Here is a 16,516-nt window from a genome sequence, read left to right on the forward strand (position 1 = left end):
AAAGGCTTCCCACAAGTAGAGTTATCTGCTTGTGGGGAGCCTTTTTTGTTTTGTGGACGCGCGGCTTGGCGCGCTTGTGAGCAGGTGGGGGGAGGTGGTGAGGGGGATCGCGAGCTGCTGGGTTGTATAACAGCCAGTAAGAAGCACGGTGTTACAAGCCACCGCCGCGAAGCAGCTGCAAGCTGCAAGCACGAAACAAGTGCAACTAGCAAGGCCATGCAACTAGCAAACCCCATACAACTAGTCACAAGCCCCTACTCTCAAGTAGCATCATCATTACCAGCAACAGCTACCAAACAGGAGTAGCAGGTCCCTAACACTAACTAGTCTTAAGGCATACTCTCAAGTAGCATCATCATTCCCAGCAGCAGCCACCAAACAGGAGTAGCAGGCCCCTAACACTAACTAGTCTTAAGGCATACTCTCAAGTAGCATCCACCAATATCAGCATCAATCACCATGCACAATCAAAATAACAGGAAATTATCCTGTTAATATCGTACAATTTTACTAGTTAATTCCAAATAGATGGAAATTCTCCTGCTAATTCAATCGCATATCCTCAGATCATGCCATTTCAAGGAAATTAGAGGTAGAATTTCCATCTAATTTGCATTAGCATTCTCGAAAGGGAAAATTAACAGTACTTTTTCCAGTTATTCTCCAGTTTCTCTCCATCTACTCCCCATCTACTCCCCATCTACTCCCCATCTACTCCATCTCTCTCCATCCAACGCGATCCACCCACCAACTACTGGCTGAGCCGCATCAGCTTCCGGCACTCAAGCGGCGTCTGCGAAGTGACCTGCTTAAACACGCGGCCGAAATGGGCGACGCTATCGAAGCCGGACTGCTCCGCAATGTGAATCACCTTCAGCTTCGTTTCTCGTAGCAGACGCTGAGCTTCCCGAATCCGCACATTGTTCAAGTATTCAACGAATGAGAATCCCGTCGTCTCTTTAAAAGATCGGCAAAAATAGCTGGGACTGATATAAAACGTCTCCGAGATCGAAGCAAGCGTCAGCCGATTCCGGTAATGCTCGTTGATATAAGCCACAATTTCAAAAATTTTGGGATTGTGGGATTGCGGCGCGTGATCTTGCGCCGTGCTGATCCTGTCCGTCATACGTGAGCAGAAGATCAACAGCTGCGTAAACAGCGCGCGGCTGTTTAATTGCCACCCACCGAGCGCTTGCTGCTGCTCCCGAAGCAGTTGAAACAGCAGATTCTCAACGAGGGTACGATTCGTACCGCTCAGCGAGAATACATGCTGCTTTTGCACAAAAGGCACAAGCAGGTGCGTGGACGCATCCTCACCAATGGAGCGAATCCATCGATCATCGAAGCTGAGCAAAATGCGCTCATGAGTCTCTTCGTCGACATTTCGTGTTTTGTGCAGCTGATTTTTATCGATAAAAACGAGATCGCCTTCCTGAATGAAGTACGACCGATCTTGTATAAAGTAATAGCGTTTGCCACTGAGCAAATAGTAGATTTCATAATGATCATGGAAATGATTCACCTGCATGGAGTAGGGACGATCTCTGCGCAGTCTTTCAATTTCATATTGGATCACAAGGGACACCTCTTCGATCACTCAAACTAAAATGTACTGTTATTATAGCAAAATATGCAAGGATTGAAAGACATTAGATAAGATTTGATTAGAAACACAGCAAATATTGTATTAATCTTGAGGTAAGAAAACTTAATCTCGAGAGGGGCTTAACCGGTTATGAAAAAACGTTATGCAGTCGTCGGCACCGGAGGACGGGCCGAATTTTTCTATGGCGCTATTGTAAGGGATTTCCAAGATACATCTGAATTGGTTGCCATCTGCGATATTAATCAAACGAGAATGGATTTTACAAACGGTTTGCTGCAAAAAAAATACGAATATAAGGCTGTCCCTACGTATAAAGCACATGAATTCGAAGAGATGATCCGTAGAGAAAAACCGGATTATGTCATTGTAACTTCCGTTGATCGCACGCACCACACGTACATTATTAAAGCGATGGAGCTAGGTTGCGATGTGATTTCGGAGAAACCGATGACGGTGGATGAAGAGAAGTGTCAAGAGATTCTCGACGCCATCAAGCGGACAGGTCGTCAGCTTCGCGTAACCTTCAATTACCGGTATGCACCGCACAATACGAAAATCCGCGAGCTGATTATGGATGGAACCATTGGCGACGTTCACTCCGTGCACTTCGAGTGGCTGCTGAATACCCAGCATGGGGCGGACTATTTCCGCAGATGGCACCGGGATAAGCGCAATGGCGGCGGTCTGCTCGTACACAAATCGACGCATCATTTTGACCTCGTGAACTTCTGGTTGGGAACACGTCCTGAAACAGTTTATGCAATGGGTGGATTGATGTTCTACGGCAGAGAAAATGCCGAGAAACGTGGCGAGACCAAGTTCTATCAACGCGCGACAGGCAACGAGAATGCGAAGGATGATCCGTTTGCACTGCATTTGGATAAGAACGAGCACCTCAAAGGCTTATATTTAAATGCGGAGCATGAAGACGGCTATCAGCGCGATCAAAGTGTTTTCGGCGACGGGATTAGCATCGAAGATACGATGGGCGTAATGGTTCGCTACAAAAATAAAGCGATTCTCACCTACTCTCTGAATGCTTACATGCCATGGGAAGGCTTTAACGTGCATATTAACGGCAGTAAAGGCCGTATTGAAATGAGAGTCGTTGAGCAATCCTACGTCAATTCCGGCGGCAAAAAAGAAGACGAAGGCGCTTTGAAGGAGAAAACGATTAAGGTATTCCCTATGTTCGCAGCCCCTTATCAGGTTCAAATTGAAGAAGGCGTTGGCGGTCACGGTGGCGGAGACCCTGTGCTGCTTCGTGATATTTTTGAAAAAGCATCGGACGATCGCTTCCAAAGAGCAGCCTCTCATGTAGACGGCGCTATGTCCATCCTTACTGGCATCGCGGGCAACATTTCACTGCGCACAGGACAACCCGTTGCGGTCGATAAGCTAGTCACTTTTTAACAAATGAGAGTGAGGAGACGGTATGTGGAATCCAGATGCCATCATGGAGAATCTCTATCTCTCCTATGAGCAGAAACGTCTAGCGCAGATGAGGGAAGAGAGTGCTGACCAGACTAGGGAGAGGCTTAAGCAAGGGCTAGCTAATTCGTTGCAGATAGGATTGATGACGAAGGATGAGCTTAGTCCTGTTCTCCTTGAGCGTGTCGAACGGAAGGATCATATTCAGGAGCGAATCGAATTTGGGACTGTATCGGGTTTCCGTGTCCCTGCTTATGTGCTAATCCCCAAGGGTAAAAAAGAGCGATCAGCCGCTGTCCTTGCCCTGCATGGGCATGGCTATGGCAGCAGGCAGATTTCCGGTATGCATGCAGATGGCACCGAAAATACCGGAGAACCGGATTCTCATGGCAATTATGCACTTGAATTAGTGAAACGCGGCTTCATCGTCATGGTGCCGGAAATTATCGGTTTCGGCGATCGCCGATTGGCCGAGGAGCTGAAGGATGGGAAAGTTGGCAACTCTTCTTGCCAAGCGCTTGCTTCCCATCTGCTGCTGTATGGCATATCGCTGGCAGGGCTGCGCGTGCAGGAAGCGCAGCGAGCCATCGATTATCTGCTGACGCGCGAGGATGTCGAAGGCGACAGCGTAGGCTGCTTTGGCTTCTCAGGCGGTGCCTTAATTGCTTCTTACGCAGCAGCTTTGGATGAACGCGTCAAAGCTACCGTGTTATGCGCATTTCCGAATACGTTCAAGGGCAGCATTATGCATCTTCGGCACTGCATTGACAACTACTTGCCAGGCGCGCTGGCCTACGCGGAGCTGCCTGACTTAATGGGGCTAATTGCACCTCGTTCGTTATTCATTGCTTCTGGCAGGCAAGATCGGATTTTCCCGGTAGCTACGACGGAAGTAGCGATTGAGCAATTGAAGGGCGAGTACACGCGAGCTGGTGCGGCTGAGCGGTTGGGATTCCATCTATACGAGGGTAAGCACGAAGTGAATGGGAGCCAGGCGTATCCTTGGCTTGTCGAGGCTATGAGCAAAGAGCTGTCCGGTAATTAACCGGCGGCTCTTTCTGCTTTCTATCGCTATCTTTCTATGCTACCCTTTAGGGAGAGTTAACAAGGTGGTGTGCTTCTTTTGAAAAGAATATTAATTACAGGATATAAAGCATCAGAGCTAGGCATTTTTTCATTAAAACATCCAGGCATTTCAATTATTAAAAAAGCAATCCAAAAGAGACTTACTCCGCTGATTGAAGAGGGACTTGAATGGGTTGTCGTCAGTGGCGGATGGGGCGTCGAGCTGTGGGCGGCGGAAGCCGTTCTTGACCTTAGGGCCAGCACCTATCCAGAGCTTAAATTGGCTGTCATCACGCCTTTTTTGGAGCAAGAAGAGAAGTGGAGCGATGACAAAAAGAATAGCTACACGAGCGTTATAACTCGGGCTAATTACGTAAATAGCATCACGAAAACGAAATATGAGGGACCTTGGCAGTTTAAAGAACGGGACAAGTTCCTGCTGCGCAATTCGGACGGCATTCTTCTTGTCTACGATGAGGATACAGAAGGGTCTCCGAAGTTCATGAAACTGCAAGCTGCGCAGATTGCTGCTAAGCACGATTACCCAATCATCACGATTAATGCCGCAGATTTGCAAAATGTCGCCGAAGATGAACAGGATGTTGAGCACGGCGATCAGTGGGGGGACATGGATGCCCAGCATCCAAGCGGTCCCACCGATTATGAGGAAATTTAAGCGTTAGGTATCTTACGCCTGGGCAGCTTCCGGCAGCATGCCGACAAAAGCGCTTAATGAACTGCTAATAAAAGCATCCTTGCGCGTAATAAATTCCGTTTTGATGAAACGGTAAGGCTCTGGAATGGCAAAGGTGCGAAGTAAACCTTCCCTTTCGTGTTTCTGTATGACCGCTTTGGGCATGAGCGAGATCCCTAGTCCTGCGGATATTCCACCAATGATAGCTTCAAGCATACCGAATTCCATCAGGATTGGTTGTATTTTGCCAATGGACTGCAGCCACTGATCCAGAACGTCGCGATAAGAACAGCCTGTGTTGAAGACAAGGATAGGCTTCGTCAAGGCTTCGGAAAGTGTGGCAACGCCAGGCCCAGCAGTGATAACCAATTCCTCTTCATATGCCTGAGTGGACAGCAAGTCAGGATGCGTACAGGAACAACCGATGAAAGCGCCATCGAGCTCATAGTGAAGCACCTTTTCAATTAGGAATTGCGTATGCCCAGTTGTTAAAGAGAGCTGTACATTAGAGTGCTGCTCATAGTAAGAGGCAAGCAGTTTAGGGAGGCGGACGGCTGCTGCAGTCTGTGTGGAACCAATCAAAAGCGGGCCGCTAGGTTCACCTGTTGAAGAAAGTGCCAGGACAGCCTCATCCAGCAGACCAACGATTTTATCCGCATAGGTGAGTAAGGTTTTGCCACTAGAAGTTAAGGACATGCCCCGGTTATGTCGGGAAAAGAGGACCGTTTGCAGTTCAGATTCCAACTGTTGAATTCGAGCCGTAATATTGGATTGCACGTAACCGAGGCGTCCCGCAGCTTTGGTAACGGAACCCTCCCGGGCAACCATTTGAAACACTCGCAAATCTGAGCTTTCCATCGTTATGATCCTCCTGTGCGTATATGTGAATGTCTTTGGTATCATTAATTATGATTTCAAATATCTTTAGCAATCATTATACATAATTTCAGACCTCCTTTACAATGAGATCATCTTGTTGATTGGGAGGTTTTTTCAGATGAACAAATATAAATATATAGCGCTTATCCTTGTCACAACATTTGTGATGGGGGTCGCTTTTCCTGTAGGTAAGGTCGGGCTGGATTATTCGACGCCGTTCTTCCTGATGGGTATCCGCTTTGCTCTGGCTGGAGGCATATTAGCACTCATCGTGAGGAAAAAGCCACGGCCCTCCAGTTTGAAAATGTGGGGGCAAGCAGGCTTGATCGGCTTATTGCAATCAGCGGGTGTGATGGGCTGTGCCTATTACAGCATGCATTGGATTAGCTCGGGCGAGTCTTCGATCATCACTTGTACGAACCCTCTGCTCGTAATCGTTTTGGGCACTTTCCTGACGGGAGTCAAATATCGAGGGCGGCAATGGCTCGGTGTAGCCCTTGGGTTCATCGGAGTGGTCGTTACCTTCGGACTGCAACTGAACTTTCAGGCGGGAATGTTAATTGGCTTCCTCGGTGCCATATTCTTTGCTGCATCTACCTTGCTCATTAAACAGTGGGGAGCGAGTTTCGATATGATGGTACTAGCCGCGTACCAAATGCTTGCTGGAGGCATTGTGCTTCTTCTTCTGGGAGCAGTGACGGAACATCCGCATTTTACTTTTACATCTAAGTCTGTTGTCGTGTTGCTCTGGCTTGTCATTATGGGGTCGATTGTGCAATTCTCCCTGTGGTTTTATCTGCTTCGCAGCGGAGACCCTGCCAAAACGAGTGCTTTCTTGTTCTTAGTTCCTGTGTTCGGGCTGCTCTCTAGCTGGTTGCTGCTTGGTGAGAAGGTCGCTTGGTATGTCGGATTGGGTGGTGCTTTTATTTGTGTGGGCATCTTTTTGGTGAATTGGGAAGGGAAGGCTGGCTCGGGAGAGCGGTTGGTGCGGGCTCGGTAAATCGGCTGTGCGCCGGTGAAAAGGAGATCAATTTCAATTGGATGAAATCCAATGAGATGGGGGATTTTCTAGTCGAAATTGAGCTTTCGTTGGATGGAATCCAATGAGAGCACTCGAGAAGGCGATGAAACAGTGGAAACATGGCGAACTCGTTGGATTTTGTCCAACGAGTTCGCCATTTCGGCGGCAAATTGGCAGCTTTGATTGGAATTCATCCAATGAAAGTTGCGGGAGGGCTGCTCTTGTGACAGTCCTCCTCTGAGGGAGGAACTACAGGCCGCTATTTCACAGAAAAGCGGCATTTTCCAACAGTCCGAGGAACTACGATCCGCTATTTTGCCAATTTCATCAACAAAGCGTGGCATGGACAGGGAATAAGATCCTGCAGTTCCGCTCAGAGAGGAAACAGCTTGTTTTACTTTAAATAGGGGACGCAAGTTCCCCTAAGATGAAGTAGAAGGTGACTGTGTGGAGATTAGTGAGATGGATGATGGCAGGTTAGAAAAGTAGCATATACGAAAGTCTGGCGGATTGAATCTAGCCAGGCTTTTTTATGCTTTAAGGGCTAGTCTCAGTCATCCCAGAAGGGCACGCGGTCCCATTCCCTGCAAGCAAATTAGTTCTGAACCCATTGCGGCGGAACTCTGAGCTATCAACAGCTCCAGTGCCCTCCAAGGAGGCGTCTTTACTCCTTCTTTTAATCAAAGATAAACAAAGACAAAAATAATTATTCAAAAATAAACAAAGATGTGATACGATAAAACCATCAAAAACAAACACATCATGGGATGTGAAGAGGAGAGACTTTGGGCAGCGCTCAGAGGTCCCTATACTAGGAGGATACTTATGGTTGCGAATTTGTGGGAAGCAGAAAAGGCGAATAACGTATCAAAAGGCGTAGAGGAATTGGTTTACCGCTCCAACTTACTAGGAACAGATCGTGCTGTTGCGAACTGGGGCGGAGGCAATACATCCTACAAAACGATCGAAAAAGATTTCCGTGGACGTGACGTTGAAGTGATGTGGGTGAAAGGAAGCGGCTCTGACCTTGCGACGATGAAAGCAAAGAATTTCACAGGTCTTCGTATGGAAGACATCCGTCCTTTGTACGAAAGAGACGAAATGTCCGACGAAGAAATGGTGGCTTACTTGGTGAACTGCATGATCGACAGCAAGCATCCACGTGCTTCCATTGAGACACTTTTGCATGCTTTCCTACCATTCAAACACGTAGATCACACGCATCCAGACGCGATTATCTCGCTATGCTGCGCACACAATGGCCGTGAGCTGGCAAAAGAAATCTACGGCGACCGCTTCGTATGGGTACCTTATGTACGTCCTGGCTTCACACTTTCCAAAATGATCGCTGAAGGCGTAAGAAACAATCCAAACGCTGAGCTAGTATTGATGGAGAAGCATGGTCTGGTCACTTGGGGCGAAACATCCGAGGAGAGTTACCTCAAAACACTTGCCATCATCAATGAAGCTGAAAGCTTTATCGAAGCGCGAGTTCAGGAGGCCAACCTGTACGGAGGCTCCAAATACGAGTCCCTGTCCGATTCTGAGCGCAACGATATTCTGGCGCAAGTGCTGCCAACGGTTCGCGGAGCTGTAAGCAAAGAGAAGAAAATGATCCTTACCGTGGACAGTGCTGATGATGTCTTGAAGTTTGTTAACAGCAAAGAGGCAGCCGTCTTGTCGCAAGTAGGCGCAGCTTGTCCGGATCACTTGGTTCACACAAAAATGAAGCCGCTGTACATCGACTGGAATCCGAATTCCCGTGATGCTGCTTCCTTGACAGAAGCTTTGCAAGCTGGCATTGCTGCATACAAGGAAGAGTACAAAGCGTACTTCGAACGCAACAAAAATGAAGGCGATGTTATTTTCGAAACGGCTCCTCGCGTTATTTTGATCCCAGGCATTGGGATGATTAACACAGGCAAAAGCTGGGCTATGGCGCAAGTCAGCGGCGCGCTTTACCACCGTGCAATCTCCGTTATGAGAGGCGCTACAGCACTTGGAACTTTCGTTTCCTTGAGCGAAAATGAGTCCTATAATGTGGAATACTGGCCGCTTGAACTTTACAAATTGACACTTGCACCTGCAGAAGCGGAATTCTCACGTAAAATTGCTTTCATCACTGGTGGAGCAGGCGGGATCGGAAGTGTTACCGCTCGTCAATTCCTCAAAGAAGGCGCGCATGTTGTGCTGGCTGACTTGAATCTGGAAGGCGCACAGAAGTTGGCAGCTGAGCTGAACGAGCAATATGGTGAGAACAGAGCAATTGCTGTGAAAATGGATGTAACGAAGGAAGAAGATGTGGAAGCGGCTTACCGCGATTCGATCCTTAGCTACGGCGGTATTGATGTTATCGTGAATAACGCGGGTCTTGCGACATCAAGTCCATTCGATGAAACGTCCCTTAAAGAGTGGAACCTGAACATGAACGTGCTCAGCACAGGATATTTCTTGGTTGCTAGAGAAGCTTTTAAGATTATGAAAAAGCAAAGTGTTGGCGGCAGCATGGTATTCGTCGGCTCCAAAAACTCGGTATTTGCAGGGAAAAATGCCTCTGCTTACTCAACAGCGAAAGCGGCTGAAATTCACTTGGCGCGTTGTATCGCAGCTGAGGGCGGCGAATACGGCATTCGCGTGAACTCTGTACTGCCAGATGCCATTCTCCAAGGTTCCGCGATTTGGAATTCCAATTGGCGCAATGAGCGCGCTGCGGCTTACGGCATTGAACCAGATCAACTCGAAGAGCACTACCGCAAAAGAACAACATTGCTTGTTAACATTTTCCCGAAAGACGTTGCGGAAGCTATCGTGTACTTCTCATCTTCCAAAGCTGAGAAAACGACAGGCTGCATGATTACCGTTGACGGCGGCGTTCCAGCTGCATTTACCCGTTAATTCGTTCCATATCCAAAAGGAGGCTATTATCCGATGAGTGATAAAGCATATGCACTGTTTGAAGAGCTGCAAGCAAGTAGAGGTATTGATCTGACTGCTGTAAAAGCCAAGCTGAAAGCCCTTAAAGTAGAAACTCCATCCTGGGGTTACGGGGATTCTGGAACTCGCTTCAAAGTGTACAAGCAAAACGGTGTGCCACGTAATCCTTTTGAGAAATTCGAGGATGCTGCGCAGGTTCATAAACTGACGGGTGTTTGCCCGTCGGTGGCGATCCACATTCCTTGGGATAAAGTGGACGATTACGCGAAACTGAAGCAGCATGCAGCTGATTTGGGCGTTTCCATTGGAGCGGTGAATCCGAACCTCTTCCAAGAAGATGATTATATCTTCGGAAGCGTGACGAATTCGAACGCAGCGATTCGCCGCAAAGCGACGGATCATTTGCTGGAGTGCGTAGACATCGCCAAAACCGTTGGCTCTGATGTGTTGAGTCTCTGGTTCGCAGACGGTTCCAACTACCCGGGCCAAGTGGATATTCGCGCTCGCAAAACTTGGATGTATGAGTCACTCAAAGAGATGTACAACGCAATGTCGCCTAACATGCGAATGTTGATTGAATACAAATTCTATGAGCCTGCCTTCTACCACACAGATTTGGCAGATTGGGGTATGGCGTTCAACATGGCGAACAAATTGGGTCCTCAAGCTGAAGTGCTTGTAGACACAGGCCACCACCCGCAAGGTACCAACATTGAGCACATCGTGACTTATTTGTTAGATGAAAATAAACTTGGCGGCTTCCACTTCAATTCCCGCAAATATGGGGATGACGATTTGATCGTAGGCTCCGTGAATCCATACGAATTGTTCCTGATTTTCTACCAAATCATTGATGCGGCGAACGATAAAAACCCGCAAATCCGCCAGGCGGCCAACAACATTGCGTACATGATTGATCAAAGCCATAATATCGAGCGCAAAATTCCAGCGATGCTGCGTTCTGTCCTGAACGTTCAAACGCAATATGCCAAAGCTCTTCTCATCAACCTGGATGAAGTGAGAGATGCGCAAGAGCGTCAAGACGTCCTTGGTGCGGAAGATGCGGTTCGGAAAGCATTCGAATTCGACGTGACACCGCTGCTGCAAGCTGTTCGCGAAGAAATCGGCGTGCCGGTTGATCCGATGAAAGCTTACCTGGAAAGCGGCTACGATGAAAGCATTAACGTGCGTGGCAAAGGCGGTGCGAGCTGGTGAGTAAACCCTCAAGCGTTCTGGCCTTTGATTTGGGAGCAAGCAGCGGCAGAGCGATCGTCGGACGCCTTGATTCTGAAGCGGGCCAAGTGACGATCGAGGAGATTCACCGCTTTCCGAATGATCCAGTGAAGGTGGGCGACCATCTTCACTGGGACATTCTGCGCTTGTTTCATGAGTTGAAACAAGGCATTTTGCAGACGAAGCAGCTAGGTTACACAGATATCGAAAGTTTGGCGATTGACTCCTGGGCAGTTGATTTCGGTCTGCTTTCCCAGAACGGCGAGCTGTTAGGCAATCCTTATCATTATCGTGATCACCAGACGGATCATGCGATGGATAAGGTGTTCGCATTAGTAGGACGCGAAAAGCTTTATGCCAAAACGGGGCTCCAGTTTCTGCAATTCAACTCGATTTTTCAACTCGCTGCAATCAAAGAAAGAAACCCGGAACTGTTGGAACGTGCGGCAACACTGCTCATGATTCCAGATTTGCTCCGCTATTTTCTGACTGGGGAAAAGCATAGTGAATTCACGAACTCCACGACCACTCAGCTCTTGAATGCTACGACGAAGACGTGGGATGCAGAGCTTCTTGAGCAGCTTGAACTTCCAGCCCGTTTGTTGCTGGATCCAGTAGCGTCAGGTACACGGGTAGGTTCATTAACTGAAGATATATGCACCGATCTTGATGTTGCTTCCATTCCTGTCATTGCTGTAGGCGAGCACGATACGGCTTCAGCCGTTGTTGCGGTTCCTGCGCTGGACGATCATTTTGCTTTCCTAAGCTGTGGGACTTGGTCCTTGCTCGGAACAGAAACAATGGAACCTGTCTTAACCGAACAGGCTTTGGCTTGGAATTTCACGAACGAAGGCGGCGTGTATGGCACGAATCGTTTGCTGAAGAACATCATGGGACTGTGGTTGATCCAAGAGTGTAAACGGACGTGGGATAAAGAAGGCAAAAACCTCAGCTTTGCCACTCTCGTCAAGCTTGCTGAGCAAGCGAAGCCTTTCCAATCATTCATCGATCCGGATGATGACATGTTCCTCAATCCGCAGCATATGCCGAAGCAAATTCAGCAGTATTGCCGGGATACCCAGCAGGTTGTCCCGCAATCCGAAGGCGAAATCGCACGCTGCATTCTAGAAAGCCTGGCGCTTAAATATAGGTTTGTGCTGGAATGGACCGAGCAGCTTACGGGTGTTACGTACCCTGGACTTCACATTGTTGGCGGCGGCATTCAAAATGAGCTGCTCTGTCAATTCACGGCGAGCGCTACAGGTCGCGAGGTTTGGGCTGGTCCTGTCGAGGGTAGTGCCTTAGGAAACCTTGTAGTACAATGGATAGCATTAGGGTATATCGCGAATTTGCGCGAAGCCAGGAAGCTGATTCGGAATTCGTTCCCGGTCAAAACGTACATCCCCGAGGATGCTGCGGGTTGGCAGGCGGCGTATGCAACATTTTGTCAGGTGGCGTCCCGATCGAGGATGAAATGAGGGAAGACGATGCTGGTAGCGGAAAGATGGCAGAGAATCGTTCAGTTAGTAAATGAAAGAGGAAGTATTCGAGTGACAGAGCTCAGCGAGCTGTGTCAAGTGACGGAAGAGACAATTCGAAGAGATTTGGATCGGCTAGAAAGCGAAGGCAAGCTGATGCGCAGCCATGGCGGTGCCGTGAGTGTGAAGGAAGCGCAGTCAGAAGTACCTTTCTTGGAAAGAGAAACGGCGCATGCTGATTTCAAGAGCGCTATTGCGAAGGAAGCCGTATCGCATATTCGCGAAGGCGATCGAATCATTTTGGATGCCAGCACAACAGCTTGGTATATGGCCAAATTGATTCCGGATATGCAGCTAACCATCCTTACGAATTCGATGAAAGTCGCGCTCGAGGTTAGCGGCAAAGAGAAAATCCAGGTGATATCAACTGGAGGACTTCTCTCGCCGAAATCGTTGTCCTATGTAGGACCACTAGCGGAAAGGTCGCTGGACATGTACCATGTCCATAAACTTTTCCTTTCTTGCAAAGGGGTTCATATTCAACGTGGTATTAGCGAGTCTAACGAGCTTCAAGCGCTTATTAAGCGCAAAATGATCTCTATTGCTGATGAGACCTATTTGCTAGCCGATCACAGTAAATTCGGAATGCAGTCTTTGACGCAAGTCGCGGCATGGCCCGAAATTAAGCATGTGATTACAGACGGACTAACCAATAAGGAGGATGTGGAACGCATTCGGGAAAAAGGTGTTCACGTCATCCAACTAGATAAAGAATAGAAGACATTGTTCCTTCCATTCTCCAGTATGTTCTCTCGCGTACTGAGGATGGTTTTTTGTATAGGCCACCTGCCTCTGTGGGGGGAACGATGCAGGAAGGGAGTCAGCTGCAACATGAAAGTATCGATGTTCATAACGTGTCTCAGCGATCTTGTTTATCCCAAGGTCGGCGAGTCTATCGTTCATTTACTTGCCAAATACGGAGTCAAGCTAGACTTCCCGGCGATGCAGACCTGCTGCGGCCAGCCCGCCTTCAATAGCGGTTACTGGGATGAGGCGCGAGGCTCCGCAATGACCTTGCTCTCGGCTTTTGAAGACAGCGATTTTGTCATATCGCCTTCGGGTTCCTGTACGAGTATGATTCACCATTATTATCCGAAGCTTTTTGAAAATGATCCTGTGAATCTAGCACGCGCTAACCGGCTTGTTGAGAAAACCTATGAATTCACACAGTTCCTCGTACAAGTGTTAGGGGTTATAGATGTAGGGGCTGTATTCCCACATAAAGTGACCTATCATCCTTCCTGCCACGGCAGCCGGCTGCTTGGGGTTAAGGCTGAACCGATGCAGCTGATGCAACATGTTCGCGGCATGGAATTGCTGCCGCTTCCTCATGCTGAGGATTGCTGCGGCTTTGGGGGGACTTTTGCGGTGAAGATGTGCGATATTTCCGGGGCGATGGTCTCTGAGAAATCCGATCACGTCCTAGAGACGGAAGCCGAAGTGCTCGTTGGGCTCGACATGGGCTGTTTAATGAATATTGCCGGTAATTTATCGTTTCGCGGAAAGCCTGTCAAGGTGATGCATCTGGCGGAATTATTGGCTGAGGGAGTGAAACTTGCCCATGAGCGAGCATAAATCTAGCGGATCGGTGAAGGATAGATCCAAGATTGCGCTGAATAATGATTTTTTGCGCAATGCGGTGAAGTTCACAACGGAACGATTGAAGAACGGGAAGCTGGCAGCTACCGCCGAGCATGGCAATTGGGAAGAGTGGCGTGAACGCGGACGGGAAATAAGGTTGCATACGATTGCTCACCTCGACTACTATCTTGGCAAATTTGTTGAAAATGCAAGGGCGCAGGGCGTGCACGTTCATTTCGCTGCCGATGCGGCTGACGCGGTTAGACTAACGATGCAAATTGCCGAGCACAAGAAGGCCAAAAGCGCGGTGAAGTCCAAATCGATGGTGTCCGAGGAGCTGCACATCAACCGTGCGCTTGAGCAAATCGGTGTAGAAGCTATTGAGACAGACCTGGGTGAATATATCATTCAGCTTGCGGGCGAAACACCTTCGCATATCATTATCCCGGCGATTCACAAAAACCGGTACCAGATCGCTGATCTGCTGTCCGAAGACGCAGGGGAGAAGCTGGAACCCGATACGGGGATTTTGGCCGGCTATGTACGAAGAAAGCTGCGCGAGAAATTCCTTGAAGCGGACATCGGGATGACGGGCTGTAATTTTGCCATTGCTGAAACAGGTTCGATGGTGCTTTTTGAGAATGAAGGTAATGCGCGGATGGTCAGCACGATTCCTAAGACACAGATCACGTACATGGGGATGGAACGCATCATTCCTACGCTGGACGATCTCGAAGTTATGGCTACGCTGCTGCCTCGCTCGGCTACTGGACAGAAACTGACCGTTTACATGTCCGTTATTTCCGGGCCGCAGCGTCAGCAGGATGGCGATGGCCCCGAGGAGATGCATATCATCATCCTTGATAATGGGCGCTCGCTCCAGCTCGGCGATCCGCAGTTCCAGGAACTGCTGAACTGTATTCGCTGCGGAGCTTGCTTGAACGCTTGCCCTGTGTACCGCCATATCGGCGGACATGCCTACGGCGGCGTGTACAGCGGCCCAATCGGGGCCGTGCTTACGCCGGCTTTGAACAAGAATGTCGACCAGTGGGACGACATTGCCAATGCCTCAAGCCTTTGCGGGGCCTGCTATGAGGCATGTCCAGTCAAAATTCCGCTGCACGATATGCTCGTCTATCTTCGCCAGCGTAAAGTTGAGCGGGGCTCGACGGATTTTGCCGAGAAAATGGGGATGAAGGGCTTTAATTTCCTCATGTCCGATGCCAAGCGCGTGAAGGCTCTCATTAAGCTTGGTCGCATCGGGCAAAAGCTGCTCGTCCGTGACGGTCATATTAAAGCGCGGATTGGTCCGCTCAAAGGCTGGAACTCGTATCGTTATGCGCCAAGCATGGCAAAGAAGACATTCCGTGAGTCGTGGAAAGACATCGAACAGGAGCTGGAAGGCACATTCCCTGAGCTGGATGCTGTCATGAAAGCGCGTATGGAGAAGCTTGTGGCTGATCGCAGAACCGGCGGAGGAGGACATCATCATGGCTAAATCAGATCCAGCATTCCTGCAGCAATTGCACGAAGAAGCTCTCAAAAAGCAAGAAGGTTTCTTTGCTAATATTTCAACCCGACTTGGCCGAGTTAAGCCGCTGGTGAATGCTCCCGCACATCCGATGAAGGGAGCTCCAGCATTTTGGGAAGACGTCAACCTCCCGCTGGAGGAGCGTATTCAACTGTTCATGGCGAACTGGCAAAAAGCAGGCGGGCACACGTACCGATTGTCAGGTATGGCAGAAGCGGAAGCCTTCATTATAGATTTTATCGCGAAAACACAAGCGAAGAATCTGATTATACAGGATCAGCCGGAGTTGGAAGTGCTGCGTGCAGGTCTCTCCGCCGGCACGGAAACGAACATCACCGTGTGGAACGCGCAAGATGCTACCGCCGCTGCCAAAGATGAACTAGTCGCTAAGGCCGCTGGCGCAGATATCGGTATCGTAGCTGTCGAGCATGCGGTAGCTTACACGGGCTCGTTAGTCGTCACGTCTGACGCTACGCGAGGCAGAAGTGTCAGTCTGCTCCCAACGACGTTCATCGCGATCATCCCTGTGGAGCACCTGCGGACGAAGCTTGGCGAAGTTCTGCGTCCATATGACGAACTTGCCTTAGGCGAGCGTCCGGCAGGCATTCATTTTATATCGGGTCCGAGCCGGTCAGCCGATATTGAGAACGATTTGACCATTGGCGTGCATGGTCCTGGTATCGTTTATGCGTTAATTATTGAATAACGTGAAGAGGCTATTGCTGCACAATGATCCGTATCATGGACACGCTCGCCTTTGAAAGGGAACTACGGTCCTTTATTTCTGTGGGGATCAACACTTTTGCGAGTGAAAGGGAACTACGGTCCTTTATTTGAACAATAATGGATTCCAAGCGGGCTTTGCTGTTTGGAGGACAAATAAGACCCCTGAGTTCCCTCCTGCTCTTGAAATCAGCCTATTTGGCATAAATAACGGCCTGTAGTTCCTGTCGCAACAGCGATATGCATTGGAATAAGGAAAAGAGGGTGTCCCAACCAGGAA

At 49.0% G+C, this 16,516-nt stretch carries 14 protein-coding genes; 12 read left to right on the plus strand and 2 right to left on the minus strand.

Annotated features, from left to right (window positions below; all coding sequences use genetic code 11):
- Positions 1–45 precede the first annotated feature (45 nt).
- On the plus strand, positions 46–306 hold the full coding sequence (locus tag GQF01_RS23420) for a hypothetical protein (protein ID WP_161409075.1): 261 nt from the start codon (positions 46–48) through the stop codon (positions 304–306).
- A 445-nt stretch (positions 307–751) separates the two neighbouring features.
- Here GQF01_RS23420 and GQF01_RS23425 read toward each other — a convergent pair whose 3' ends face one another.
- The gene (locus GQF01_RS23425; RefSeq protein WP_328803518.1) at positions 752–1,576 is read right to left on the minus strand and encodes a helix-turn-helix transcriptional regulator; all 825 of its coding nucleotides are present in this window, start codon (positions 1,574–1,576) and stop codon (positions 752–754) included.
- A 159-nt stretch (positions 1,577–1,735) separates the two neighbouring features.
- Here GQF01_RS23425 and GQF01_RS23430 point away from each other — a divergent pair, with 159 nt between their 5' ends.
- The 3 genes from GQF01_RS23430 (at position 1,736) to GQF01_RS23440 (ending at position 4,778) form a co-directional block, all read left to right on the plus strand.
- Positions 1,736–3,019, plus strand: a complete 1,284-nt coding sequence (locus GQF01_RS23430; protein WP_161409076.1) for a Gfo/Idh/MocA family protein — start codon at positions 1,736–1,738, stop codon at positions 3,017–3,019.
- Positions 3,020–3,041: 22 nt separating this feature from the next.
- A complete protein-coding gene (locus tag GQF01_RS23435) occupies positions 3,042–4,082 on the plus strand; it encodes a dienelactone hydrolase family protein (RefSeq protein WP_161409077.1) in 1,041 nt (346 codons plus the stop codon).
- 78 nt (positions 4,083–4,160) lie between these two features.
- A complete protein-coding gene (locus GQF01_RS23440) occupies positions 4,161–4,778 on the plus strand; it encodes a DUF1273 domain-containing protein (protein ID WP_161409078.1) in 618 nt (205 codons plus the stop codon).
- Positions 4,779–4,790: 12 nt separating this feature from the next.
- On the opposite strand, the gene GQF01_RS23445 is transcribed toward GQF01_RS23440, so the two are convergent.
- The gene (locus tag GQF01_RS23445; RefSeq protein WP_161409079.1) at positions 4,791–5,654 is read right to left on the minus strand and encodes a LysR family transcriptional regulator; all 864 of its coding nucleotides are present in this window, start codon (positions 5,652–5,654) and stop codon (positions 4,791–4,793) included.
- Between the two features lie 139 nt (positions 5,655–5,793).
- Between GQF01_RS23445 and GQF01_RS23450 the strand changes: the two genes are divergently transcribed.
- The 8 genes from GQF01_RS23450 (at position 5,794) to GQF01_RS23485 (ending at position 16,219) form a co-directional block, all read left to right on the plus strand.
- Complete coding sequence (locus GQF01_RS23450; protein WP_161409080.1) at positions 5,794–6,675, plus strand: DMT family transporter; 882 nt, start codon at positions 5,794–5,796, stop codon at positions 6,673–6,675.
- 846 nt (positions 6,676–7,521) lie between these two features.
- Complete coding sequence (locus tag GQF01_RS23455) at positions 7,522–9,591, plus strand: bifunctional aldolase/short-chain dehydrogenase (protein WP_161409081.1); 2,070 nt, start codon at positions 7,522–7,524, stop codon at positions 9,589–9,591.
- 33 nt (positions 9,592–9,624) lie between these two features.
- Positions 9,625–10,845, plus strand: a complete 1,221-nt coding sequence (gene rhaI, locus GQF01_RS23460) for an L-rhamnose isomerase (RefSeq protein WP_161409082.1) — start codon at positions 9,625–9,627, stop codon at positions 10,843–10,845.
- Complete coding sequence (gene rhaB / locus GQF01_RS23465; protein WP_161409909.1) at positions 10,839–12,341, plus strand: rhamnulokinase; 1,503 nt, start codon at positions 10,839–10,841, stop codon at positions 12,339–12,341. The genes rhaI and rhaB overlap by 7 nt, the downstream gene beginning before the upstream one ends.
- 9 nt (positions 12,342–12,350) lie before the next feature.
- Positions 12,351–13,118, plus strand: coding sequence for a DeoR/GlpR family DNA-binding transcription regulator (locus GQF01_RS23470; RefSeq protein ID WP_161409083.1), 768 nt, complete (start codon positions 12,351–12,353; stop codon positions 13,116–13,118).
- Positions 13,119–13,232: 114 nt separating this feature from the next.
- Positions 13,233–13,976 (plus strand): (Fe-S)-binding protein, encoded by a 744-nt coding sequence (locus GQF01_RS23475; RefSeq protein ID WP_161409084.1) that lies wholly within the window; start codon positions 13,233–13,235, stop codon positions 13,974–13,976.
- Positions 13,963–15,480 (plus strand): LutB/LldF family L-lactate oxidation iron-sulfur protein, encoded by a 1,518-nt coding sequence (locus GQF01_RS23480; protein WP_161409085.1) that lies wholly within the window; start codon positions 13,963–13,965, stop codon positions 15,478–15,480. The genes GQF01_RS23475 and GQF01_RS23480 overlap by 14 nt, the downstream gene beginning before the upstream one ends.
- Positions 15,473–16,219, plus strand: a complete 747-nt coding sequence (locus GQF01_RS23485; protein WP_161409086.1) for a LutC/YkgG family protein — start codon at positions 15,473–15,475, stop codon at positions 16,217–16,219. The genes GQF01_RS23480 and GQF01_RS23485 overlap by 8 nt, the downstream gene beginning before the upstream one ends.
- Positions 16,220–16,516 lie beyond the last annotated feature (297 nt).

The organism is Paenibacillus silvestris (genome assembly GCF_009882985.1).
In the GTDB taxonomy this organism is placed as follows: Bacteria; Bacillota; Bacilli; order Paenibacillales; family NBRC-103111; genus Paenibacillus_E; species Paenibacillus_E silvestris.